Raw genomic sequence first — 21,129 nt, 5'->3', positions numbered from 1 at the left:
GTGCCGCTCCGCTGAAATGCGCTGCTCTAGACTGCGCGCATGTCTTCCATCCCGCCCGGCCCGCACCCGGCCCCGCTGACCCTCCTGCCGGACCTGGGCGACCTGCTGCGCCTGCATCCGCAGTTCAACGCAGGCACCGTCGCCGAGCTGCTCGCGCATCTGGGGGCGCGCGAGGTGCTGTGGGCGTCCGGGCCGGACGAGGATCACCCACTGCGGGACGCGCTGCCCGCCGCGGGTGTGAGCCTCCGGGACGGCTTCAGCGCCGACTGGGCCTGGGCGGACGCCGAGCACGGGCAGCTGACGGGCTTCCTGAACCAGTACCCGCAGGGCCGCGAGCGCCTGCAGCAGGCGCAGCAGGCCGACGCGGCGCTGGCTGAACTGGTGACCGCGCCGCTGGACGCCGCCCGCGCCCTGCACCCCGACTTCCTGGCCGAGGTGCAGGCGACGCGGGACGCCCTGCGCGCCGCGCTGGACGAGGGCCCCGGCACCCGCTGGCGCGAGCGGCGCCTCACTGAACTCGCCGCGCGGCTGGCGGATCAGCGCGGCGTGGCCCTGGTGCCGCTGGACGACCTGCCCGACCTGCTGGCCCGCCTCCCTGGCGCGGCCCTGCCCGACCTGAGCGGCTTCCAGGCGGGCGAGGTGAGCCGCGTGCGCGCCCTGGCCGACCGCGCGTGGCAGCTGCGCGAGGAGGACGACCTGAACCCCCTGCTGGCCGCCCTGCGCCGCGAGACCGGGGACCGGGTCACGCCCCGCGCGGAACTGGACGCCGCCGCCGCCAGCATTTACCTGGCCGTGGGGGACCTGGAGGGCGCCCGCACGGAACTGGAGCGCGCCGCGCACGGCCTGACAGACGACCTGCCGCGCAGCCTGGCGGGCCTGGTCCTGGCGCGCCTGGGTCAGGTGCGGGACGCGCTGGGAGACCGGGAGCTCGCGCAGCGCACCTACCGCGCCGTGCTGGCCCTGAGCTACGCCCCCGGGGTCGCGCGGGACGCGGCGCAGGCCGGCCTGCGCGAGCCGTTCATCCTCGCGCTGACCTGAGGCGGGTGGGCCGGGGGGCCTAGCGCACCCGGTCCAGCCACCACGCCCGGACGTCCAGCCGCTCGGCGTGCAGCAGGTGCGGCGGGCCGCTCAGGTCAAAGCCCAGGGGGGCGCCCAGCGTGTTCACCCGCACCTGCGCCTGCGCGCGCCGCAGCGGCCACGCCACGTGATGAATGCGGCCCCGGTACACCCGCCCGGCCCGGTCCGCACTGAACAGCAGCAGGCGGTCGGTCAGCCACGCCTCCAGGCTGTCCGGGTCGGGGGAAAGGGGAGCCCCGACGGGCCGGTACGCGCCCGCGAACGCGCCCGGCCCGGTGCGCAGGTCCGTGCGGACGCTGGCGTAGCGCGTCACGTCCTCCTGGCGGTCCACCCACATGCGGGCCCGCCGGTACGGCAGGTGAAAGAACGTGCGCGCCAGGGCCGCGGCCAGCGGCTGCGTGACGTCCAGCGAGTAGAACCACACGCCCGGCTCGCCGTTCACGCGGACGTAGGTGCGCAGGTTCAGTTCGGGGAAGGCACTGAGGCCCGGCACGGCGGGCGTCAGGCGCGGCGCGACGTCCTCCATCCGGAACGGCACTGCGCCCACGTAGGCGCGGCCCGCACGCATGTCAACATCCACCCCGCGCGGCAGTGTGGCCTGCACGAGCGCCGGCGGCACCTCCCAGTGCATGAAACAGAGGTCCAGCCAGCGCATCCGCAGTACCCAGGGCGTCATGACCGCAGTGCAGCACATTCCACCCGCCGCTGCACGGGACGCGCTGAGCATGTGAACTCCCCCAAGCGCAGCCCAACTGTGGGTAAATGCCGCCTTGGTCCTGCTATCAGGTGAGAAGCACGCCCAGCTTCTAACCTGACGTCGTCTGTTCCGTGACGCCCGCTCAGCAGGAGCGGGTTTCCTCACCCCTCACGTCCTTTTTTCATCAGGAGGCACCGCCATGACCATGACCAACGAGAACGTCCTCGACAAGCTCCAGTACCTCCTCGGCACCCTGCGCGACGGCCAGAAGGGCTTCGCGGACGCCGCCGATCACGCCACTGACCCCAGCCTCAAGAGCCTGTTCAGTGAGCGCAGCGCCCAGCGCGCCCAGATGGCCAGTGAAGTCGAGGCGCACATCGCCCGACTGGGCGACAAGCCCCGCGAAGGAGGCAGTGTGGGCGCCGCCCTGCACCGCACCTGGTTGAACGTCCGTGACGCCCTGACCGGCCGGGACGACACCGCGGTCGTGGCTGAAGCCGAGCGGGGCGAGGACGTTGCCGTCGAGAACTACCAGGATGTGCTGAAGGCTGAGGGCCTGCCCGCCGACGTGCGCAGCTTCGTGGAGGGCCAGTTCAGCAAGGTCAAGGCCAGCCACGACCAGATCCGTGACATGAAGCACAGCATGGAAGCCCGCTGAACCCAGCCGGACCCCCAATGAGTGACCCCCGCCGGACAGGCGGGGGTCACTCATTGGGGGTGGGCGCTCAGCTGCGGCGGCGGCGGCGCAGGCGTTCCATCGCGGAGTCCAGGCTCAGACGCATGCGTTCCAGCGCCTGCGCGAGGTCACCGATCTCGTCGTTGCGCTCGGCGCGCACGGGGCGGCTCAGGTCACCCATGCTGATCGCGTCGGCCACCCGCACGAGTTCCTCAATGGGCTGCACGACCGCGCGGGCGGCGCGCAGCGCGAGGTACGCGGCGATGGCCAGCGCCAGCAGGGACACGAAGCCCACGATGAACAGCGTGCGGCGCAGCGCGGACTCCTGCTGGCCGTTCTCCACGCCGACCGCGACGGTGTACAGCACCTTGTCCGCGTCGGCGTCGCTGACGCGCTGATCGGTCACGTTACGCTGGCCGTTCTCGTCCAGCACGGTGATCTGCTGCACGATGTAGTTCACGGGCGTGACCGACTGGTTCGCGGGGTCGTTCGCCAGCTTCTCCAGTTTCTCCACGTCGTTTGCGGTACCGCCCATGGTGCGCATCTCGTTCGCCTGATCGCGGTACACCTTCGCGGGCGAGATGCGGTCGCGGTACACGGCCCGGTTGGGGTTGTCCACTATCCAGTTGCTCACCTGCGCGTTCAGCAGGTCACTGATCTTGGGCATCTGGCTGGAGAAGTACCGCGAGCCGTCGCGCAGCTCGACCTGCACGAAGCCCACGCTGGAGTTCTTCACCAGCGCCTCCAGCTGCGGCGTGATGTTCTGCCCGCCGCGGGTGGGGTCAATGTTGCTGGCCACCGCGACCGCCACGGCCTGTGCGTTGCGCTGCACGAGACCCTGTTGCAGGCCAGGGAGCGTCAGGGCCAGCACGCCCAGCGTCAGGGCGCTGGACACCCCCAGCGGCACCAGGGCGCCCACGGTCATGCGGCTGCGCAGGCTGCGGCGGGGCAGTTGCGGCGCCCCGTCACTGTCCGGCAGGGGGGCCACCAGGGGTTCCCCGCCGGGCGCGCTGGGCACGGCCGAGACCTCGGGGGCGGGGGTGGGCGTGGCGTCCGTGATGGTCAGGGCGCCCGTGAAGTCCGACCAGACGTCCGCGGCCGGATCGGCGGGCTTGGCGGCCGGTTCCGGAACGAGGGGCGCGCCGAAGGCCGTGGCGAAGGGGTCCGGGTCCGCGCTGGGCTGCGGGGGGGGCATCAGGGCGGTGGCCGTATCCGCGCCGAACGGGCTGGTCGGGGCGCTCCCGGCGGCGTTCCAGGCGGGCATGAACTCGCTGGGCAGCGCGTCGGGCGCGCGGTCAAACGGGCTGGGCTGGCCGACCGGCGCGGCAAAGGGGTCAGGCAGCGCGCCCGGTGCCTGCGGGAAGTCCACCTCCGGCCACAGGCCGGACACGGACGTGGCGGACCGGTCGGGCGCGAGGGGCGCGTCGTCCTGGGGGGCCGCCACGGCGGTGCGGGAGGCGCCAAGCGCCTGGAAGGGTTCGCTGATGACGCTGGTCTCGTCGCGCACCTCTTCCAGGCTGACGTCCGCACCAACAGACTGGAACATGCTCAGCAGCAGTTCGGCGCGGGCGCGGCCCGTGGGTTTCATCAGCCGGCCGGTGCGGCGGTCACCCAGACGCTGGGCTTGTTCGCTGGTCAGGCCAAAACGTTCGCGCAGCTGCTGCTCCAGTTCCGGTTTACGTTCGGGTTGGACGGGCTGTCGGATGAGAACCGTGTACTTCATGACTGTGCTCCAGGGGCCGGTGCGCCGTTGAACTGCGCGGTGAGGGGCGAGAGGGTGCGGGGCCAGGCGGGCGGGGTCATGTCACGCCCCGCTCGCGCAGCAGGCGGGCGAACAGCTGAACCCGTTCCGGGGTGAGTTGCTTGGCCAGGGTGGCCAGGGTGGCGTTCAGGGTCGCGTGGTCTCCCAGGTCATCCAGGACCTCGTCAACCATGACGGCGGCCACCGGGCCGACCACGCCAGTCAGGCACTGGATGATCCGGTCGGCCAGCTCGTCACTGATGGGCAGGTCCCGCTGGGTGGCGCGCGCCACCCAGGCCGCCGCGGCCCGCAGGTGTTCCTGAACGTCGGGCACGGTCATGCCCGACAGGCGGGCCACCTCGGCGATGTCCCGCTGGCCGTCCACGTGATGCAGGACGCGCCAGACCGTGAACGGCAGGGGCGTGTTGTCCTGCAGGCCGTCGGGCCAGGTCGGGGCGGTCACCGGGTCTCCAGGCCGGACGCGGCCCATTCAGGCCGGTCCCGCAGGTTCGTGACCGGCAAGTCCACCAGGCGCAGGCCCAGCCGCGCCAGGACGGCGCGCAGCGCGGCCGTCAGGGCGGGGCGGAACTCGTCGACCGGCACGTCGTCCTCGATGGTCAGCTGGCCATTCTGGAAGGTCACGTCCTGCGCGAACGGGTCCAGGCAGGGGTGATCGTCCGCGAGCCGCATGGTCACCTCCTGCCACGCCGCGTCGATCGGCTGCGAGCGGTGCGTGGTACTTAGCAGCTCCTGCCAGAAGCTGATCAGTTCGGCGCGGTTGGCCTCGGAGTGCGGGCTGAACAGCCACGCGCCGGCTCCGTCGGCCGGGAGGGTCCCCGTGACCAGGCGGCCCGCCACCCAGTAGCTGCACGCCGCGCCGCTGAGCATCAGCCCGTGGAAGTGACGGCGTTCCAGTGCGTCCCGCGCGGCGGGCCAGGGGGCCGGGGCGGGCTGGCCCTCCACGTCGCGGGTCGTCCAGAGCAGGTCCACGAGGCGGGGGGAGAGTTCGGTCAGGCTGACGCGGGCGCGGGGTAGGCCCTGCATGGCGGTGTTCCAGCCGACCGGCTGCCCGGCGTGGGTGTAGCCGCCCAGCAGGTTGCCCTGGCTGAGCAGGAAGCGGGCCCAGCGGTTGCCCTGCCAGGCGTCGAGGGCGCCCGTGAACTGCTGGGCCTGCCGCAGGGCGAGGTCGGCCGTGACGTCCGTCCAGGCGTAGTGATCGGTGCTCAGTCCGGTGTAGATCGCCGCGTCCTGCGGCACGGTGACCGGGTGCATGAGTTTCGGGAGCGCGGTGGGGGCAGTGGGATCAGACATTCGGGTTCCGGGTGAGGTCAGGATGAGGCGTCAGGCTGGGCTGGAGTGGAGCTCCTTAAGGGATACCCCATCATGACACCCTGTGGGCTCTTACGCGCCGCTTACATCTGTGAGAAACCTCACGCCTCAACCCCGGTGTCCAGGGTTGAGGCGTGAGGTTTCCCGCACAGCAGCGGCTTCAGCCCAGTTCGGTCAGCAGCTCCTGCACGCGGGCCTTCAGGTCACCGCGGCCCTGCGGGGCGCCCAGCTGGTGCAGCCCACCGTGATAAGCGTCCGGGTCACCGAACAGGCGGGACAGCAGCTCGAACTCCCGCTGGCTGCGCAGGCTGGCGTCGTCACGGAACATGTTCACGTACTGATCCTGGAAGGCCCAGTCGCTCAGCTGCCCGTCCAGGAAGGCGCGCATCAGGCGGCGGTAGGGTTCGACATTGTCGTCGGTCGCCACGCTCGCCACACCCTCGCGGACCGGCACCTGCGCCTCGAACACCGGGCCCAGCGCCTGCGGGGTGATGTCCCAGTTGTTCACCTCGAACTGCGGCTGACCGTCACGGAACAGGATCAGCTGCGGGCTGTGGTGCTGAATGCCCGTGAGCTGCGCGACGTGGTTGCTCGCGGGGCGCCAGTCCACCACGCGGATGAAGCCCACCGGCAGGTCGTGGCGTTGCAGGAAGGTCTCCAGCACCCCGAAGCCCTGCATGGTCTTGTGGCACGTGCCGGCCTTGAACACGGCGGCCAGCGGGTACTCGGTGAGGAACTGATCGACTTCCTCCGGGGTGGTCAGGGGCACCAGCACCTGCGCTTCGTTCTGAGCAGCTTGCGTCATACCCCCAGCATAGCGCCCGCTTTAGAAAACGAAGTGAGGCGGAGCACAAGCGGCCCACCGTCCACGCAGTTCAGCGCTTCAGTCCAGGGCCCAGGCGTGTACCTTCAGATGCCGCGCCCCCGGGTAATCCTCGCCCGCGCCCAGCCGCTCCTGCACCGCGCCGCGCCGCCCGGCAGCCTCCAGGCCGGCCGCGGCCATCCGCTCGAACGCCGCGCCGTTCACGCCTGCGTGATTCAGCAGCGCCAGCACCTGCCCGCCCGGCGCCGTGACGCGCGCCGCCTGCGCCATCAGGCGGGCGTAGTCCCGCTCCGAACGCCACACGCCTCCCTTGCCGCGCGCGAAGCTAGGCGGGTCCAGCACCACCAGATCAAAGGTGTCCCCCCGGCGCTCCAGGCGCGACAGCCACTCGAACACGTCCCCGAACAGGAAGTCAGTGTCGGGCGCACCCAGGCCGCTCAGGGCGTAGTTCTCCTGCCCCCACGCGAGCACCTTGCGCGACAGGTCCACGTTCTTCACGGCGGCCGCGCCGCCCAGCGCCGCGCTCAGGCCGAAGCCGCAGGTGTACGCGAAGGTGTTCAGCACCCGCCGCCCCGCCGCGTGCCCGCGCACCCAGGCCCGCGCGGGGCGGGCGTCGGTGAACACCCCGATGCTCAGGTCCGCGCCCGGCCGGATCAGCAGCGGCACCCCAGCCTCCAGCGCCGTCAGCTCAGGCTGCGCCTCGCCCCACACCGGGTCCGGGGGGGACAGTGCCTCGCGGGCCACGTTCGCCGCGTGACGGGCCTCCACGGGGCGCCGCTTCAGGTACACCCCGGCCAGCCCGGCCGCCTCGCCGCAGCACGCGGCCAGTGCTGCCTCGTCAGGCGCGCTCAGCGGCACGTACAGGCTCAGGATCCCGGCGGTCCCGGCGACGTCCAGCGTGAACTGCCCGGCCGTCTCGGTCAGGTGGGCGGCGCGGTACACGGTCGTGCCCGACGCGGGCAGCGCGGCGCGCGCGGCGAACAGGCGGCCAAGGTCAGGCAGGTGCAGCGGGTGGAACTCGGTCACACCCGAGTCTAGCCGCCCCGCCCCGGAACGCGGGCAGGCGGGGGAGAGGTCGTCCCCTCACCCCGCCCGCCCGCGGCGCTTCAGGGCCGGCCGCCCAGCAGCCACCACACCAGCGCCGTCGCCACGGCCGACACCATCCAGAAGCGCACCGTGACGTGCGTTTCCGGCCAGCCGATGTCCTTGTGCTCAAAGTGATGCTGGATGGGGGACATCTTGAACACCCGTTTCCCGCGCAGGCGGAACGACGCCACCTGAATCACGACGCTCAGGACCGCCACAACCGGAATGATCGCCGCGATGGGCAGCAGCCACACGTCCGCGTACAGTACGTACGCGCCCGCCGCAATCGCCCCGATCGCGTGACTGCCCATGTCCCCCATGAACACCCGCGCCGGGTGCGCGTTGAACCACAGGAAGCCCAGCAGCGCCGCGACCAGCAGCGCACTCACCGGGGACAGCGCCAGCAGGGGCAGCAGCACGATGATCGCCACGCCGCCCAGCAGCCCGTCCAGCCCGTCGGTGAAGTTGAACGCGTTCACGCTGCCCACCAAGACCAGCGTCAGCAGGATCACGTCCCCGACCGGGCCCAGCCCAGGCACCAGTTCATGCGAGGCCAGCGGCGCCGCGAAGTACGCGAAAGCCAGAGCCACGATGATCTGCAAAGGAAACTTCTCGCGGGCCAGCAGTTCCTTCTTGCCGCCCACCATGCGGGAACGGATCTTCAGCAGGTCATCCACCCCGCCGATCAGGCCCATGCCCAGCGCCGCAACCATGATCAGTAGTTCCCGCGGCCCGCCCGCGTGACCCGTGAAGTACAGCGGGAAGAACACGGCCGCCATGGCCAGCACGAACGGCACGCCGCCCGCCGTGGGCGTCCCCTCCTTCTGCTGGTGCGCGGGACCGTCCTTGCGGATCGGCTGGCCCCAGCCGCGCGCCTTGCTGACCCGGATGAACAGCCCCACCAGAAACCACGACAGCAGCGCCGTGACGACCATCATGGCCGCACCGCCCGGAACGCACAGACTCTTGACATCTCAACCGCGGAGCCTACCACGCGGGCCTCACGGGGCCGCCCGCTCCAGCGCCGCGTGAGCCTCACCGCGCACCTGCTCGGCCAGCGCCTGCACGTCGGGCCAGCCGGGCAGTTTCAGGTCCTCAAGCCACTGCAAGGTCGCCAGGGCCGCGCCCGGCGTGCCCGCCACGCCCGGCAGGCAGGCCGCGAGGCGCCCGGCGAGGGCCGGGTAACGCTGCTCGAAGCGGCGTTCCACGCTGAACGGGTCGGCGTGGCCGGGCGCGGCGGGCGCCGCGTCGGCCGCCAGGGCCAGCGCGTGACCCAGGGCGTAGACCTGCGTGAACTGCCACGCCGACAGCCGCTCGCCCCGCTCGAAGCGCCGCACGCCCACAAGCAGGTTCGTCAGGGCCTCGCCCAGGTGATGCGTGCGCTGCGCCGCGCTGAGCCGACCAGCTGACCCGGGCGGCCGGACGTGCAGGGGCAGGTCGGTGGGCGCGTCCGGCGCCAGCCAGATCACCCGGGCGTTTATGAAGGCCGCTGATCTCAGCTGCGCCTCACTGAACACCGCGAACTCGCCGTACACGCCTCCCTCGAAGAGCACCTTGAAGCCGTCCCCCGTGTTCCGGAAGGCGCAGGTCAGCCCGTCCCCCAGCCAGCTCAGGTCGTCCAGCAGCGCCCCAACCTGACCTTCGCGGGCCACCACGAAGAAATCCAGGTCCGAGTGGCGGTCCAGGCGGTCCAGTTCCGCACCGACCGAACCCAGTCCCAGCAGCGCCAGGGCCCGGCCGGACGCGTCCAGGCCAGCGGCGATGTCATCCAGGCGGCGCAGCAGGCGTGTGGTGGGTTCCTGATCGGTCATGCCCCGTTGTAGCGCACGGGGCTGGGGTCGGGTCAGTTCGCCAGGTAGCGGATGAAGTCGCGCATCTCGTTCACGCACGCGCCCGCGTCCTTCGCGGCGGCGCTGCCAGTCACGGTTCTCAGGACACCGCGGTCACTCAGGTACAGCTGGCTGATGCGGTACGTGACACCCGCCTCCTGAAAGTCGTACGCGGCCAGCACGCCCCAGGCGCCGGCGCGGTCCACGGGCTGGGTTACCACGGCGCGCATGCTGCGGCCCAGGCTGCCCTGCAACTTCAGCGCGAAGGTGCGGGCGTCCTCGGCGGTGCTGAAGGTCGGGAAGGCCTGCCCGGAGCGCTCTTCCCGCATCAGGCACGCGCCGCTGGGGTCAGTCCAGTAGTTGGCGTCGCCGTTCAAGGGCGTCCATCCGGTCAGGGGAACGATCAGCGCCTGCGCGGAGCACAGCAGTGCGCCCAGCACGGCGACGAGTCGGGCAGCAGAACGGCGGGTCACGCGGCGCAGTCTACCGGAGACTTTATGGCAAACTTGTCCAATTTCTCATGAAGTGCGGCTCAGGTCCACCCGGCTGCGGCCCAGCCATCCAGGCGGGCCCGCAGGCCCTCACGCACCGCCGGCCACTCGTCACGCAGCACACTAAACATCACCGAGTCCCGCGCCCGCCCGTCCGGCCGCACCTGGTACGCGCGCAACACCCCCTCCTCAGTGGCTCCCAGGCGCCGCATGGCCCGCAGGCTGCGCTCATTGAGGGCGTCCACCTTGAATTGCACCCGGTTCACGCCCAGCACCCCGAACGCCCGCTCCAGGACCAGCAGTTTCGCGTCCGTGTTCACGCCCGTGCCCTGCGCCGCGGGCAGCAGCATCGTCCCCACCTCCACCCAGCGGTCACTGACGTTCACCTCGCTGTAACTGATGCGCCCCACCACCCGCCCCGACGCCCGCGACCGCACCGCGAAATTCACCCGGTGGGGCAGGGCGTTCAGGCGTTCCACGTACGCCGCCCAGGCCGGCGCGGTGTTTTCTTCCGGGCCGCCGCGCGCCAGGAACTGCACCGTCGCCTGGGTCGCGCCCGTACTCAGGTCCGCGCCGTGCTCGGCGCGCAGGCCCTCCAGCGTCACCAGCTGCCCGCGCAACTCGGGCGTGTCGAACCACTGCTCGGCCGGGGCGGGGGCACTCTCGTCACTCATGCCTCCACCCTACGCCCTGGGCGCCGTCAGCCCCGGTGGTACGGCTCGCCCGCGCTGATCGTGCTCGCCCGGTACAGCGCCTCGGCCAGCACCACCATTGCCAGGTCGTGCGGCAGCGTCAGCTGCCCGAGGCTCCACATCAGGTGCGCTCCGGCCCGCAGGTCGTCCGTATGCCCGTCCGGCCCGCCGATCGCAAAGGCCAGTTCACCCACGCCCGCGACCGCCTGCGCGTCCAGGTACGCGCTCAGGCCCTCGGACGTGAACTGCCGCCCCCGCGGGTCCAGCAGCACCAGTGGCGCCCGGCGTGCCGCGCGGCGCACCGCCTCGCTCTCCTGTGCCTGGGTCTTGCCGGTCACGCGTGACACCTGCACCTTGTGGTAGCGGCGCAGACGCTTCTCGTACTCGTCCCAGCCGGCGCGCGCGTACGCCAGCTTCGGTTCCCCCACGGTGATCAGGTGCAGTCGCACGTCCCGCACCCTACCTGACTTTATGACCGGATGAACGGCGCGGCGGGGGGCTGTGCCGCTAAACTGTGGCGCATGAGTGGTGTGACGCCCCAGTGGGCCAGGCGGGCCGCGTGAACTACGCGGCGACCCTGGCGGTGCTGGTCGTGCTGGCGTTCAGCTTCCCGCTGACGGTGCAGCTGGCCGCGCAGGTGGGCGTGCCGGAGGCCGTGGTGCTGTCCCTGCTGGGGGCGCTGGTGATCTTCGGACTGGCGGTGTTCACGGTGCGCTGGCAGGTCAACCGGCACCGGGCGCGCCTCGACCGTCTGGAGGCGGCTCGCGCGCAGGTGGCGGCCGATCCGGAAAACCCCCGCGCGTACTTTGTGGGGGGCGAACACCTGGGCATGCTGCTGCTGCGGCTGGACCGGCGGCGCGAGGCGGCCGAGGTCATCGACCGGTACGCGCGGCTGGGCGGCGCGCGGGAATCGGAGATCGTGGCGCTGCGCGAGGCGCTGTCAGCCGCGGAGCGCCGCTGGCACCGCGCGCAGGGGAGGGAAGCATGAAGGCCTACAAGGGCGTGGTTGAAAATGGCGTGGTGGTGGTCGTGGGTGGCCGCCTGCCCGAGGGCACGGTCGTGACCGTGACGGTCGGTGAGGGTGAACTGCTGCGTGCGCGGATCACGAACGTGCTCAAGCGCCCCCGGAAGGTGCGGGTGCGGCTCAAGCCCACGCCCGGCCTGGCCATGGAAGGCCTGGGGGGCAGCGCCGCAGGCGGCATACTCGGCGGCGATGACTGAGCCGGAATTCACGGACGCCCCCCAGCCCGAACTGAGTCCGGTGTCCATTCCGGAGGGCGCGCGGGTGTGGCTGGTGCCCACCCCGGTGGGGAACCTGGGGGACATCACGCTGCGGGCGCTGGAGGTCCTGCGGGCCGCCGACGCGGTGGCCTGCGAGGATACGCGCCGCACCGGGGCGCTGCTGACCCACCTGGGGATCCGCAAGCCGCTGGTGCGGCTGGACGCGCACACGATGGGCCGCGCGCCCCAGGTGCTCGAACGGTACGCGCGGCTGGCGTACGTGAGTGACGCGGGCACGCCGGGGATCAGCGACCCGGGCGCGGAACTGGTCGCGGCGGCCCTGGCCGCGGACGTGCCGGTCGAGGCCCTGCCGGGCGCGACGGCGTTCGTGCCGGCGCTGGTGCTGTCAGCCCTGCCGACCGGGCGCTTCACCTTCGAGGGCTTCCTGCCCCGCTCGGGCCGGGACCGCAAGGAGCGGCTGGCGGCAGTGGCGGCCCGGGCCGAGACGAGCGTGCTGTACGAGAGTCCGCACCGCCTGCACGCGACGCTGGTGGACCTGCGGGAGGCCTGCGGGGCAGAGCGCGCGGCGAGTGTCACGCGGGAACTGTCCAAGCGCTTCGAGGAGACGGTGCGGGGCACCCTGACGGACCTGGGCGCGCACTTCGAGGCGGGGGTGCGCGGCGAGATCGTGCTGGTCGTCGCGGGCCGCCCGGCGGGCGAGCCAGCAGGCGCGGCGGTGGATTACGCGGCGCGCGCGCAGGAACTGGCGGCGCAGGGGCTGAGCACTCGGGATATACGTGATCTTCTCATCCGGGAGGGTTTGCGTAAGAATGACGCTTATGCACTGGCACTCCAGGCAACGGCAGACGCCTGAGCCTGAACGCGCGTTCCCAGCTGGCCCGTCGCGGTTGGCGAGCCGCGCTGGAAGTGCTTCCACCGTGCGACCCCACTGACTCCCCGACTGCGAGGCCCAGCATGACCGAACCCCACTGCGATCCCCAACCCAACCCCGCCAACATCAAGCGCGTCGCCGTGCTCACCAGCGGCGGCGACGCCCCGGGCATGAACGCCGCCATCCGCGCCGTCGTGCGCACCGCCACGTCCCAGGGCATCGAGGTCATCGGCGTCCGGCGCGGCTTCTCGGGCCTGCACCGCGGCGACTTCATCACCCTGGGGCCGCGCGACGTGGCCAACACCCTCCAGCGCGGCGGCACCATCCTGCTCTCGGCACGCAGCCACACCTGGCGCACCCCCGAAGGCCGCGCCCGCGGCGCCCGCCACCTGCGCGCCCACGACGTGGACGCCCTGATCGTCATCGGCGGGGACGGCAGCTTCCACGGCGCGCACTTCCTCCAGGAAGAACACGGCATTCCCGTGATCGGCCTGCCCGGGACCATCGACAACGACCTGTACGGCACCGACCACACCATCGGCTACTTCACGGCCGTCGAGACCGCCCTGGACGCCGTGGATAAACTGCGCGACACGGGCGCCAGCCACGAACGCATCTTCGTGATCGAGGTCATGGGCCGCCACGCCGGCCACATCGCCCTGGACGTGGCCGTGGCGGGCGGCGCCGAGGAGGTCTTCATCCCCGAGGACGCCAAGGAGGTCGCGGGCGTGCTGGACATCGTCAAGGCGTCCGTGAAGAAGGGCAAGATGGGCAGCATCATCATCGTGGCCGAGGGCTACCCCGGCGGCGCGACCGGCGTGGCCAAGGCCATCGAGGACGGCACCGGCATGGAAACCCGCGTGAGCATCCTGGGGCACATCCAGCGCGGCGGCAGCCCGGTCTCCTCGGACCGCATCCTGGCCAGCCGCCTGGGCGAGGCCGCCGTGTACGCCCTGATGGAAGGCAAGAGTGACGTCATGGTGGGCCGCCAGAACCACGGCACCAGCTTTACGCCCCTGGCCGACACCTGGGAGAAACGCAAGGACGTCAGCCGCGACCTGTACCGCTGCGCCAAGACCCTGAGCATCTGACCGGCGTGGCACGAACCTCCAGCTGACATGAAGGGCGCGTTCAGGCGCGCCCCACGCCCGGGCGGTAGCGTGACCCCATGACCGACGACAAACGCGACCAGATCAAGACCGAGGACGAGATCAGCAACGTCGACCTGCAGTTCATGGGCAAACCCAACCCCGAAGCGGAACTGAATGCCGCCGTGCACGCCGAGAACAAGGCGCCCAGCGAGTACCGCCGGGAAGGGCTCGACAAGCAGGACGTCGCCATGACCCAGAGCATGGACGCCAGCGACCCCCCCAGCACCAACATGGGAGACGCCGACAAGGACAGCTGAGTTCCCGCTCGGCGCTTCACCAGTGGCCCACGGCGGCGGCGCGCGTGGGCCACGGCTCTGCGGGGGCAGGACGCCGGAGCGCCTCCGGCTCAGCCCTGAACGGCGCGCGTCTCGGTGGGCGTGGGCGCAGCAGCCGCGGGGGTCCAGAGGCACACTGCGTTGCGCCCGCCCGCCTTGGCGCGGTACAGCGCCTCGTCGGCCCGCTCGACCAGCTGCGCCGGGCTGATGGGCCGCCAGCTGGCTGCGCCGATCGACACGGTCACCGGGTGGTTGATGACCGGCAGGGGCAGCTGCTGCACGGCCAGCCGGAGCCGCTCCGCCACGCGCGTCAGGCTGGTCTCGGGGACGTCGCGCAGGATCACCGCGAACTCCTCACCCCCGTAACGGTACGCCCGGTCCCGGCCGCGCCCTTCACGTTGCAGCACCTGCGCGACCTCTTGGAGCACCTCGTCGCCCACCGGGTGCCCGAACGTGTCATTCACGCGCTTGAAGTGATCGATGTCCACGAGGAGCAGGGCGTCACCCGGGCCCATGGCGGTCAGGTCCAGGTCGAACTGCCGGCGGTTGCCCAGGTGCGTCAATGGGTCGGTCATGGCTGCCGACTGCCACTGACTGGTGAGCCGGAGCACGTGAAAGCGTTCGCTGAGGATGCCCCAGGCGATCAGGGCGCCCAGCACGTTTGTGAGCAGTAGGAGCGGGTAGACCTGTGCAAACAGCTGGGGGCCGCCGGGCAGCAGCAGCAGGGGCAGGCCGTTGACCCCGAAGATCAGGATGAGGCCTGGCCAGTGCGGCCAGAACAGCGGCCCGACCGCCGGGAGGCGCCGGCGCAGCAGGGCGGCCACGGCGATCACGGCCAGTAGGCTGGGCACGGCGGCGTACACGCCGACGCCCCCCAGCCACACGCGGTAGGCAATGACGGGCAGGGCCGTGATGAGGCCCGCCCAGCCGCCGAAGTACAGGGTCACGAAGGCGACCGGCACCGCCCTCAGGTCCACCACGACGCCGGGAGCCGGATGGGCTGGGAAGAGCAGCAGCAGCAGCGAGGCCGCGGCGAACGCTGCCAGGCGCGCGGCGTGCGGCAGACCGCGGCGGGGTGTGGGCCAGGACCGGAACGTGAACCGCAGGACGTAGTGAATGCTGATCAGCAGGCACAGGTTGATGAACAGTTCGCGCAGCATGGGTCCCCCGGGGGCGGAGCGGGTCTCGTCCGGTACCGTTCAGTGTAGGGGGTGGGGTCTGTCTGAGTTCCGTTCGGGCGGACATGAAGTGAGACACGGTCACTATTGATCGGCCACTCTCAAGAAGTGGTAGACTGACGGGTATGACCGCCACCCGCAGCACCCGCCAGCGTGACGTGATCACCCGCGTCCTGCACGACGCCGAGGGACCCCTGGGCGTGGCTGACGTGCTGGACCGCGCCCGCGGCGACCTGCCCGCCCTGGGCATAGCCACCGTGTACCGCACCCTGAAACTCCTGACCGACCAGGGCCGCATTCACCCCGTCACCCTGGACGGCGAAACCCTGTACGAGGCCAGCGGCAAGGGGCACCACCACCACTTTGCCTGCACCCGCTGCCAGCGCGTGTTCACGCTGCACACCTGCCCGGTCGCGCTGCCCAGCGGCACCGTGTACCCCGGCGGATTCATCGTCGAGGCGCACGAGGTTACCCTGTACGGCCAGTGCCCGGCCTGCGCCCAGGCGAGCTGAACGCAGGGACAACGCCGCCCCCACCCTGGATGGTGGGGGCGGCGCTCACTCTGGGTGCTTTACTCGTAGCCGAGTTCGCGCAGCGCTTCCTCATCCTCGCGCCAGCCGGGAATCACGATGACTTCCAGACCCAGGTACACCTTGCGGTCCAGGAAGACTTCCAGCTGCTTGCGGGCCGCCTGCCCGATCTCCTTGAGCTGCTTGCCGCCCGCGCCGATCACCATGCCCTTGTGCGCGTTCTTCTCCACGACGATCTCGCCCTCGATGCGTTGCAGGCCGTCCTCGCGCTCGCTCCAGCGGTTCACGCGGGTTGCGACTGCGTAGGGCAGCTCGTCCCGCAGTTTCTTCATGGCCTCCTCGCGGATGATCTCGGCCGCCCACTGCTCGCGGCTCTGGTCACTGGCGGGCCCAACCGGGAAGAAGAAGGGCCCCTCGGGCAGCCCCTCAAGCAGCTGCTCGCGCAGGGTGGCCACGGCGTTCGGGTTGTTCTGCGCGCTGAGCATCGTCTCGCTCAGGTCACCCTCGCGGCCCTCAAGCAGCGCGCGGTACAGCTTCATGGCCTCGTCCGGGTACTTCGCGGCGTCGGTCTTGTTGCCTACCAGGAACAGCGGTTTGGGCAGCTCCCGCACCTGACGCGCGACCAGCTGGTCCTCATCGGTGGGGGGGTGGCGCAGGTCCACGACCCACACGACCGCGTCCACGTCGGCCAGGGCGCTGTGCACCTCATGGTTCATGTACTTGCCCAGCGCGTCCTTGGGCCGGTGCAGGCCCGGGGTGTCCACAAACACGATCTGGCGTTCGCCGCTGGTGTGAATGCCGCGCACGCCCCGCCGCGTCGTCTGGGGGCGCGGGCTGGTCGGGGCGACCTTGGTGCCCAGGAAGGCGTTGAGAAGGGTGCTTTTGCCGACGTTGGGCTTTCCCACGATGGCCACAAAGCCAGAGTGGGTCTGCTCGCCGGAGGTCTGTGAAGGTTCCGTCATCGCGCCGCATTGTGACACGCCCCGGCTGATACAAAGGTGCCGCACGCCTGGGAAGACATGAAGAAAGCATGAAGGTCCTGCCGGGCAACTCCGCTGGCAGGCCCCCCGTACTCCGTGCCATGAGAAGCCCCGTGACCAGCGGTCCCGAAAGCAACGTGCAGGACATGTTCGCCCAGAGCGTCGCCGTCCTGAGCCGACCCAGCCCCGCCACCTTCGAACGCTTCGAGCGCCGAGGCGGCCTCACCAGCGCCCTGACCTACGTCATGATCGCGGCCGTGGTGTCTGCCGTGATCGCCGCACTCTTCTCGTTTCTGCACAGTGACGTGACCTTCTTCGGTCAGCTGTTCAGCCGCCTGATCACCATCCCCCTGGGCTTCGCGGCCTTCACCGGCGCGGTCTACCTGATCGGCCGCGGCCTCTTCAAGGGCACCGGCACGTACCCTGAAGTCGCCTACAGCTTCGCGCTGTTCTACGTGCCCCTCAGTATCGTCAGCACCCTCCTGGGCATCATTCCCATCCTGGGCTGGCTCATCATGCTGGCCGTCAGCCTGATCATGATCTACTTCGGCTTCCTGGCCGTCCAGAGCAGCATGAACCTGCGCGACCAGACCCAGGCCATCGTCACGCTGGTCCTCGCGTGGATCGCCCAGCTGGTCGTGGCCGGCGTGATCGGCAGTATCATCGGCGGTCTCTTCGTCGCCGGGCGCGTCATCAGCGGCAACTGAACGCTCCCTGAACGTGCGCCTGATCGGAAGTCAGATCAGGCGCACGGCTCTGTTGTCTGCGCGGAGGACGCATCACCGCGACTCAGCCGGACCGTCAGTCCTGGCGGTACACGTACACCGCAACCGACATGCTCCCCTGACCGCCCCCGTAGTAGGTGCCGCGCACCGGGGAGACGTCGCTGTACTCCCGCCCGTGCGCAATCTTGATGTGCTTCTCGCGCGCCACGCAGTTGTTCGTGGGATCCAGACCCAGCCACCCGTACCCCGGAATGAAGCATTCCACCCACGCGTGCGTGGCCTCCGCACCGCGCATCTCCCCACCGCTGTACAGGTAGCCGCTCACGTACCGGGACGGAATGCCCAGCTGCCGGGTCACGCCCAGCATCGCGTGCGTGAAATCCTGACAGACCCCCCGCCCACTCTGCGCGAACTCCGCCAGAGGCGTATTCACCGACGTCGCCTCGGTGTCGTACTGGAACTGGCTGTACAGGAACGAATTCAGGTTCTGCAGGTACTGGCCCAGATCATCCCGCGGCGTGGGCCGGGTGACGCCGAACACCTCTGGCCACGGCCCGGACGGCACTCGCGGACAGGGCACCAGAAATTCCGTCAGGGACGACCGCGCGCCCTCCAGCGCCGCAACCAGCACCGGACCCGGATCCGGCAGGGCGTGCGTGTCCACCATCGCCTGCGCCTCAATCCGCAGGTGCGTGTGGTGCGCGTGCACATGCACCTGATGCACCAGCGCCCCGAAATAATCCTTGTGAGACGAGACCTGCGCCTCCGGCACGACATGCAGGTGGAACGACCGCACCGACTGCCGCGCCTCCTGCGTCGGGTGCAGCCTTACCTGATTGAACGAATCCCACGCCGGCTGCGAGTAGTGGTATTCCGTGATGTGCCGGATCTCACACCGCATGCCGCGCCCTCCCGGCCGCCGAGCACCACGCGGGCCTGTTCATTCCTTCTCGAAGAACGCCGCCGTGATCGCCGCGCCGACCCGGTTCACGTCCACCAGCAGGTCCGGCAGCGCTGGGTCCTGCCGGTCCAGGATGTCCTCAATTCGGGCGTACTCCAGCCGGGCCACCAGCCACCGCGACAGGCGCGTCACGTCCTGATGATCCCCCGGATGCCAGCGGTCAATCTGTTCCAGCGCCTCATGCAGGTTCTGCGCCCCGTACCGCACGCTGCGCGGAAAATACTCATCCAGCAGCAGGAACGCCGCGATGCTGCGCGGCTCGATCCCCTCATGCCGGCGCTTGCGGAACGCCTCGTAGGCGCTTGCCCCCTTGAGCACCTGCACCCAGCGCTGCTCAAGCAGCATGGAACGCGCCGGATCTATCGACGGCCGCAGCGCCTCCGGCGTCAGGCGCCCCTGTAACACCCGCAGCGTGTTGTCGGTGCGTTCCAGCATCTGCCCGGCCCGCATGAACGACCACCCCTCATCGCGCGGCAGGGTCGCGAACGCAATGCCGAAGAAGAACTGCGACGCGTCCCGCGCCGACACGCAGAACTCATACAGCCCGTCCCGGTCGAGCAGCGACCCGGTCTCGAAGCACAGGTTCAGGTACGCGCGGTTGATCGCCTCCCACATCTCACTCGGGATCCGGTCGCGCAGGCCCCGCGCATTGGACCGTGCGAACGCCAGACTGCTGGCAATACTGGACGGGTTCTCCCGGTCGAACGCCAGCCACGACCCCACGCTGCGCGCATCCACCCGGCCGTAGCGCTCCCGCAGCGCCCCCTCACCCCCCGTGAGGTCCAGCAGCGGCCGCCAGTGATCACGCGTGCTTCCGGCGGACTCCAGCGTCGCGTAGTAATTCACGCTCAGGAGCCGCGCCGTGTTCTCCGCCCGCTCCATGTAGCGGCCCATCCAGAACAGGTTCTCGGCCAGTCGCGACAGAAGAAGCATCAGCGCTCACCCCCCTCAAGCTGCTGTTTTTCAAGTTGCTGCTGGAAGGAATGCGGTCCCGGCCCATCCTCCGGCCCGGGTGTCCCATCGGCCGGCGCGGCGCTCGGCGCCTGACTCTCACCGTACGCCGCGACCTGCGCGTCGTCGGCCGCGCGCGCCCGCACCTGCCAGTCCCGTTCGTCCAACTCGCGGCGCACCGACTCTGTCAGCGGCCCGGCATCCAGTGGTACCGCGCCGAAGCCGCCCTGCCACTGAGCCTGCCCCTGCGACGGGGACTGACTCTGCCACTGCGACTGACTCTGCCCACCAGCCGACTGCTCCTGCCGCTGCCCCTGCCGCTGCCCCTGTCCACCGGGCGCCGCGTCCCCATGCAGGAGCTGCGTCATGCCCAGCGGCGCGCTGGGCCCATCGTGATCCAGAACCCAGGTGTCCTTGCTGCCGCCCCCCTGCGAACTGTTCACCACGAGGCTGCCGCGCCGCAGCGCCACCCGCGTCAACCCGCCCGGCACGATCGTCACGTCCTCCCCGAACAGGATGTACGGCCGCAGGTCCACGTGCGCCGCCTCGAACCCACTGCTGTCCGGGTAGAACGTTGGGTGCCGCGACAGGCCCACCACCGGCTGCGCAATGAACTCCCGCGGGTCCTGCCGCACCCGGTGCAGGTACGTGGTGATCTCATCCGCCGTGGCTTCCGGACCGATCAGCATGCCGTAGCCACCCGCCTCGCCCACCGACTTGAACACCAGCTGAGCCGCGTTCGCCAGCATGTACTCCAGATGCTCGGCATTCCAGCCCAGGTACGTGGGCACGTTGTTCAGGATCGGTGACTCGTTCAGGTAGTACCGGATCATGTCCGGGACGTACGCGTACACGGCCTTGTCATCCGCGACGCCCGTCCCGATGGCGTTCGCAATCGCCACCCGCCCCTGCCGGTAGACCTCCACCAGCCCCGCCACGCCGAGCGCACTGTCCCGCCGGAACGCCAGCGGATCCAGGAAATCGTCGTCCACACGGCGGTAGATGACGTCCACCTGCTGCCGCCCACCGGTCGTGCGCATCCACACGCGCCCCCCATCCACGAACAGGTCCCGGCCCTCCACGAGCTCCACACCCATCTGCTGCGCGAGGTACGCATGCTCGAAGTACGCACTGTTGTACATGCCGGGCGTCAGGACCACCACCGTCCCATTCTCGCGCGGGCTGCTGGCCAGCAGCAGGCGCAGCAGCGCCGACGCGTAATGCTGCACGGGCCGCACGCCCTGACCCTCGAACATCCCCGGGTACACCCGCGTCATCGCCTGCCGGTTCGCCAGCAGGTACGACACGCCACTCGGGGACCGCAGATTGTCCTCCAGCACCAGGTACTCGCCCTGCTCGTTCCGGATCAGGTCCGTGCCGACCACATGCGTGAACACCCCGCCCGGAGGCAGCACGCCGTGCACCTCGCGCCGGAAGTGCGCGCTGGTGTACACCAGTTCCGGCGGGATGACGCCGTCCCCCAGAATCTGCGCGCCACTGTAGATGTCCGTCAGGAACGCGTTCAGCGCCCGCACCCGCTGCGTCAGCCCCGACTCAATGTGCGCCCACTCGGACGCCGGGATGATGCGCGGCACCGGATCGAACGGAAAGGTCCGCTCGGTTCCCTGCGCGTCCCCGTACACCGTGAACGTGATGCCCTGATTCCGGAACGCCAGGTCCAGCAACTGATGCCGACGCTCAAACTCCGCCACGCCCAGCTGATCCAGATACGCCTTGACGCCCGCGTAATGCGGACGGGCGGCGCGATCAGCGGTGAACATCTCATCGAAAAACCTGCTCCCGGGCTCATACTCCATCGCGTTC

At 70.4% G+C, this 21,129-nt stretch carries 25 protein-coding genes; 9 read left to right on the top strand and 16 right to left on the bottom strand.

Going from position 1 to position 21,129, the window contains the following annotated elements; genetic code table 11:
* Window positions 1-39: 39 nt before the first annotated feature.
* Window positions 40-1,038 (top strand): hypothetical protein, encoded by a 999-nt coding sequence (locus IEY63_RS04590; protein WP_189067745.1) that lies wholly within the window; start codon window positions 40-42, stop codon window positions 1,036-1,038.
* Between the two features lie 19 nt (window positions 1,039-1,057).
* On the opposite strand, the gene IEY63_RS04585 is transcribed toward IEY63_RS04590, so the two are convergent.
* Window positions 1,058-1,753 (bottom strand): YqjF family protein, encoded by a 696-nt coding sequence (locus IEY63_RS04585; protein ID WP_229784473.1) that lies wholly within the window; start codon window positions 1,751-1,753, stop codon window positions 1,058-1,060.
* A 220-nt stretch (window positions 1,754-1,973) separates the two neighbouring features.
* Here IEY63_RS04585 and IEY63_RS04580 point away from each other — a divergent pair, with 220 nt between their 5' ends.
* On the top strand, window positions 1,974-2,432 hold the full coding sequence (locus tag IEY63_RS04580) for a PA2169 family four-helix-bundle protein (protein ID WP_189067744.1): 459 nt from the start codon (window positions 1,974-1,976) through the stop codon (window positions 2,430-2,432).
* Between the two features lie 67 nt (window positions 2,433-2,499).
* On the opposite strand, the gene IEY63_RS04575 is transcribed toward IEY63_RS04580, so the two are convergent.
* From IEY63_RS04575 to IEY63_RS04530, 10 genes are all read right to left on the bottom strand, one after another.
* The gene (locus tag IEY63_RS04575; protein ID WP_189067743.1) at window positions 2,500-4,173 is read right to left on the bottom strand and encodes a HAMP domain-containing protein; all 1,674 of its coding nucleotides are present in this window, start codon (window positions 4,171-4,173) and stop codon (window positions 2,500-2,502) included.
* A 76-nt stretch (window positions 4,174-4,249) separates the two neighbouring features.
* A complete protein-coding gene (locus tag IEY63_RS04570) occupies window positions 4,250-4,654 on the bottom strand; it encodes a hypothetical protein (protein WP_229784472.1) in 405 nt (134 codons plus the stop codon).
* Window positions 4,651-5,502: a hypothetical protein gene (locus tag IEY63_RS04565; protein WP_229784471.1), complete on the bottom strand. Its 852-nt coding sequence runs from the start codon at window positions 5,500-5,502 to the stop codon at window positions 4,651-4,653. Before IEY63_RS04565 ends, IEY63_RS04570 begins: the two co-directional genes overlap by 4 nt.
* Before the next feature lie 178 nt (window positions 5,503-5,680).
* Window positions 5,681-6,325, bottom strand: a complete 645-nt coding sequence (gene abxC / locus IEY63_RS04560) for a monothiol bacilliredoxin AbxC (RefSeq protein WP_189067741.1) — start codon at window positions 6,323-6,325, stop codon at window positions 5,681-5,683.
* A 78-nt stretch (window positions 6,326-6,403) separates the two neighbouring features.
* A complete protein-coding gene (locus tag IEY63_RS04555) occupies window positions 6,404-7,369 on the bottom strand; it encodes a class I SAM-dependent methyltransferase (protein ID WP_229784470.1) in 966 nt (321 codons plus the stop codon).
* Between the two features lie 80 nt (window positions 7,370-7,449).
* Window positions 7,450-8,367 carry a phospho-N-acetylmuramoyl-pentapeptide-transferase gene (locus IEY63_RS04550; protein WP_189067740.1) on the bottom strand — a complete coding sequence of 306 codons (918 nt, stop codon included), beginning with the start codon at window positions 8,365-8,367 and terminating at the stop codon, window positions 7,450-7,452.
* A gap of 63 nt (window positions 8,368-8,430) precedes the next feature.
* Window positions 8,431-9,240, bottom strand: a complete 810-nt coding sequence (locus tag IEY63_RS04545) for a hypothetical protein (protein ID WP_189067739.1) — start codon at window positions 9,238-9,240, stop codon at window positions 8,431-8,433.
* A 32-nt stretch (window positions 9,241-9,272) separates the two neighbouring features.
* Window positions 9,273-9,731 (bottom strand): hypothetical protein, encoded by a 459-nt coding sequence (locus tag IEY63_RS04540; RefSeq protein WP_229784469.1) that lies wholly within the window; start codon window positions 9,729-9,731, stop codon window positions 9,273-9,275.
* Between the two features lie 59 nt (window positions 9,732-9,790).
* The gene (locus IEY63_RS04535) at window positions 9,791-10,423 is read right to left on the bottom strand and encodes a GNAT family N-acetyltransferase (protein ID WP_189067738.1); all 633 of its coding nucleotides are present in this window, start codon (window positions 10,421-10,423) and stop codon (window positions 9,791-9,793) included.
* 26 nt (window positions 10,424-10,449) lie between these two features.
* A complete protein-coding gene (locus tag IEY63_RS04530; protein WP_189067737.1) occupies window positions 10,450-10,890 on the bottom strand; it encodes a 23S rRNA (pseudouridine(1915)-N(3))-methyltransferase RlmH in 441 nt (146 codons plus the stop codon).
* 110 nt (window positions 10,891-11,000) lie between these two features.
* On the opposite strand from IEY63_RS04530, the gene IEY63_RS04525 reads away from it, so the two are divergent.
* The 5 genes from IEY63_RS04525 to IEY63_RS04505 all read left to right on the top strand — a co-directional run bounded on the left by IEY63_RS04525 (window position 11,001) and on the right by IEY63_RS04505 (window position 13,962).
* Window positions 11,001-11,429 carry a hypothetical protein gene (locus IEY63_RS04525; protein WP_189067736.1) on the top strand — a complete coding sequence of 143 codons (429 nt, stop codon included), beginning with the start codon at window positions 11,001-11,003 and terminating at the stop codon, window positions 11,427-11,429.
* Window positions 11,426-11,662 (top strand): hypothetical protein, encoded by a 237-nt coding sequence (locus tag IEY63_RS04520; RefSeq protein WP_189067735.1) that lies wholly within the window; start codon window positions 11,426-11,428, stop codon window positions 11,660-11,662. Before IEY63_RS04525 ends, IEY63_RS04520 begins: the two co-directional genes overlap by 4 nt.
* Window positions 11,655-12,536: a 16S rRNA (cytidine(1402)-2'-O)-methyltransferase gene (gene rsmI, locus IEY63_RS04515; RefSeq protein WP_189067734.1), complete on the top strand. Its 882-nt coding sequence runs from the start codon at window positions 11,655-11,657 to the stop codon at window positions 12,534-12,536. The genes IEY63_RS04520 and rsmI overlap by 8 nt, the downstream gene beginning before the upstream one ends.
* Window positions 12,537-12,637: 101 nt before the next feature.
* Window positions 12,638-13,645, top strand: a complete 1,008-nt coding sequence (gene pfkA / locus IEY63_RS04510; RefSeq protein ID WP_189067733.1) for a 6-phosphofructokinase — start codon at window positions 12,638-12,640, stop codon at window positions 13,643-13,645.
* A gap of 77 nt (window positions 13,646-13,722) precedes the next feature.
* Window positions 13,723-13,962 (top strand): M-like protein, encoded by a 240-nt coding sequence (locus IEY63_RS04505; protein ID WP_189067732.1) that lies wholly within the window; start codon window positions 13,723-13,725, stop codon window positions 13,960-13,962.
* 89 nt (window positions 13,963-14,051) lie between these two features.
* Here the strand turns inward: IEY63_RS04505 and IEY63_RS04500 are convergent, their stop codons facing one another.
* Entirely contained in the window at window positions 14,052-15,140 is a 1,089-nt protein-coding gene (locus IEY63_RS04500) for a GGDEF domain-containing protein (protein ID WP_189067731.1), read from the bottom strand.
* A 143-nt stretch (window positions 15,141-15,283) separates the two neighbouring features.
* Here IEY63_RS04500 and IEY63_RS04495 point away from each other — a divergent pair, with 143 nt between their 5' ends.
* Complete coding sequence (locus IEY63_RS04495) at window positions 15,284-15,670, top strand: Fur family transcriptional regulator (RefSeq protein ID WP_189067730.1); 387 nt, start codon at window positions 15,284-15,286, stop codon at window positions 15,668-15,670.
* Between the two features lie 59 nt (window positions 15,671-15,729).
* On the opposite strand, the gene era is transcribed toward IEY63_RS04495, so the two are convergent.
* Window positions 15,730-16,650, bottom strand: a complete 921-nt coding sequence (era, locus tag IEY63_RS04490) for a GTPase Era (RefSeq protein ID WP_189067729.1) — start codon at window positions 16,648-16,650, stop codon at window positions 15,730-15,732.
* A 131-nt stretch (window positions 16,651-16,781) separates the two neighbouring features.
* On the opposite strand from era, the gene IEY63_RS04485 reads away from it, so the two are divergent.
* Window positions 16,782-17,375, top strand: coding sequence for a YIP1 family protein (locus IEY63_RS04485; RefSeq protein WP_308425119.1), 594 nt, complete (start codon window positions 16,782-16,784; stop codon window positions 17,373-17,375).
* A gap of 94 nt (window positions 17,376-17,469) precedes the next feature.
* Here IEY63_RS04485 and IEY63_RS04480 read toward each other — a convergent pair whose 3' ends face one another.
* From IEY63_RS04480 to IEY63_RS04470, 3 genes are read right to left on the bottom strand one after another with little or no spacing between them, the layout of a single operon-like run.
* Window positions 17,470-18,294 (bottom strand): transglutaminase family protein, encoded by an 825-nt coding sequence (locus IEY63_RS04480; RefSeq protein WP_189067727.1) that lies wholly within the window; start codon window positions 18,292-18,294, stop codon window positions 17,470-17,472.
* A 39-nt stretch (window positions 18,295-18,333) separates the two neighbouring features.
* Entirely contained in the window at window positions 18,334-19,287 is a 954-nt protein-coding gene (locus IEY63_RS04475; RefSeq protein WP_189067726.1) for an alpha-E domain-containing protein, read from the bottom strand.
* On the bottom strand, window positions 19,287-21,086 hold the full coding sequence (locus IEY63_RS04470) for a circularly permuted type 2 ATP-grasp protein (protein WP_373290883.1): 1,800 nt from the start codon (window positions 21,084-21,086) through the stop codon (window positions 19,287-19,289). Before IEY63_RS04470 ends, IEY63_RS04475 begins: the two co-directional genes overlap by 1 nt.
* Window positions 21,087-21,129 lie beyond the last annotated feature (43 nt).

The sequence above is a fragment of the Deinococcus radiotolerans genome, assembly GCF_014647435.1.
Lineage (GTDB): Bacteria > Deinococcota > Deinococci > Deinococcales > Deinococcaceae > Deinococcus > Deinococcus radiotolerans.
The sequence above is the reverse complement of the archived record's forward strand: the minus strand, read 5'-3'. Positions and strand labels throughout refer to the sequence as shown.

What these genes read in the sequence shown, in the direction of transcription:
- IEY63_RS04500 (WP_189067731.1), bottom strand. Translation starts at nt 15,140, where the DNA reads ATGCTGCGCGAACTGTTCATCAACCTGTGCCTGCTGATCAGCATTCAC.
- IEY63_RS04580 (WP_189067744.1), top strand. Translation starts at nt 1,974, where the DNA reads ATGACCATGACCAACGAGAACGTCCTCGACAAGCTCCAGTACCTCCTC.
- IEY63_RS04535 (WP_189067738.1), bottom strand. Translation starts at nt 10,423, where the DNA reads ATGAGTGACGAGAGTGCCCCCGCCCCGGCCGAGCAGTGGTTCGACACG.
- abxC (WP_189067741.1), bottom strand. Translation starts at nt 6,325, where the DNA reads ATGACGCAAGCTGCTCAGAACGAAGCGCAGGTGCTGGTGCCCCTGACC.
- IEY63_RS04575 (WP_189067743.1), bottom strand. Translation starts at nt 4,173, where the DNA reads ATGAAGTACACGGTTCTCATCCGACAGCCCGTCCAACCCGAACGTAAA.
- IEY63_RS04520 (WP_189067735.1), top strand. Translation starts at nt 11,426, where the DNA reads ATGAAGGCCTACAAGGGCGTGGTTGAAAATGGCGTGGTGGTGGTCGTG.
- IEY63_RS04545 (WP_189067739.1), bottom strand. Translation starts at nt 9,240, where the DNA reads ATGACCGATCAGGAACCCACCACACGCCTGCTGCGCCGCCTGGATGAC.
- rsmI (WP_189067734.1), top strand. Translation starts at nt 11,655, where the DNA reads ATGACTGAGCCGGAATTCACGGACGCCCCCCAGCCCGAACTGAGTCCG.
- era (WP_189067729.1), bottom strand. Translation starts at nt 16,650, where the DNA reads ATGACGGAACCTTCACAGACCTCCGGCGAGCAGACCCACTCTGGCTTT.
- IEY63_RS04590 (WP_189067745.1), top strand. Translation starts at nt 40, where the DNA reads ATGTCTTCCATCCCGCCCGGCCCGCACCCGGCCCCGCTGACCCTCCTG.
- IEY63_RS04550 (WP_189067740.1), bottom strand. Translation starts at nt 8,367, where the DNA reads ATGATGGTCGTCACGGCGCTGCTGTCGTGGTTTCTGGTGGGGCTGTTC.
- IEY63_RS04475 (WP_189067726.1), bottom strand. Translation starts at nt 19,287, where the DNA reads ATGCTTCTTCTGTCGCGACTGGCCGAGAACCTGTTCTGGATGGGCCGC.
- IEY63_RS04565 (WP_229784471.1), bottom strand. Translation starts at nt 5,502, where the DNA reads ATGTCTGATCCCACTGCCCCCACCGCGCTCCCGAAACTCATGCACCCG.
- IEY63_RS04505 (WP_189067732.1), top strand. Translation starts at nt 13,723, where the DNA reads ATGACCGACGACAAACGCGACCAGATCAAGACCGAGGACGAGATCAGC.
- pfkA (WP_189067733.1), top strand. Translation starts at nt 12,638, where the DNA reads ATGACCGAACCCCACTGCGATCCCCAACCCAACCCCGCCAACATCAAG.
- IEY63_RS04585 (WP_229784473.1), bottom strand. Translation starts at nt 1,753, where the DNA reads ATGACGCCCTGGGTACTGCGGATGCGCTGGCTGGACCTCTGTTTCATG.
- IEY63_RS04495 (WP_189067730.1), top strand. Translation starts at nt 15,284, where the DNA reads ATGACCGCCACCCGCAGCACCCGCCAGCGTGACGTGATCACCCGCGTC.
- IEY63_RS04470 (WP_373290883.1), bottom strand. Translation starts at nt 21,086, where the DNA reads ATGTTCACCGCTGATCGCGCCGCCCGTCCGCATTACGCGGGCGTCAAG.
- IEY63_RS04480 (WP_189067727.1), bottom strand. Translation starts at nt 18,294, where the DNA reads ATGCGGTGTGAGATCCGGCACATCACGGAATACCACTACTCGCAGCCG.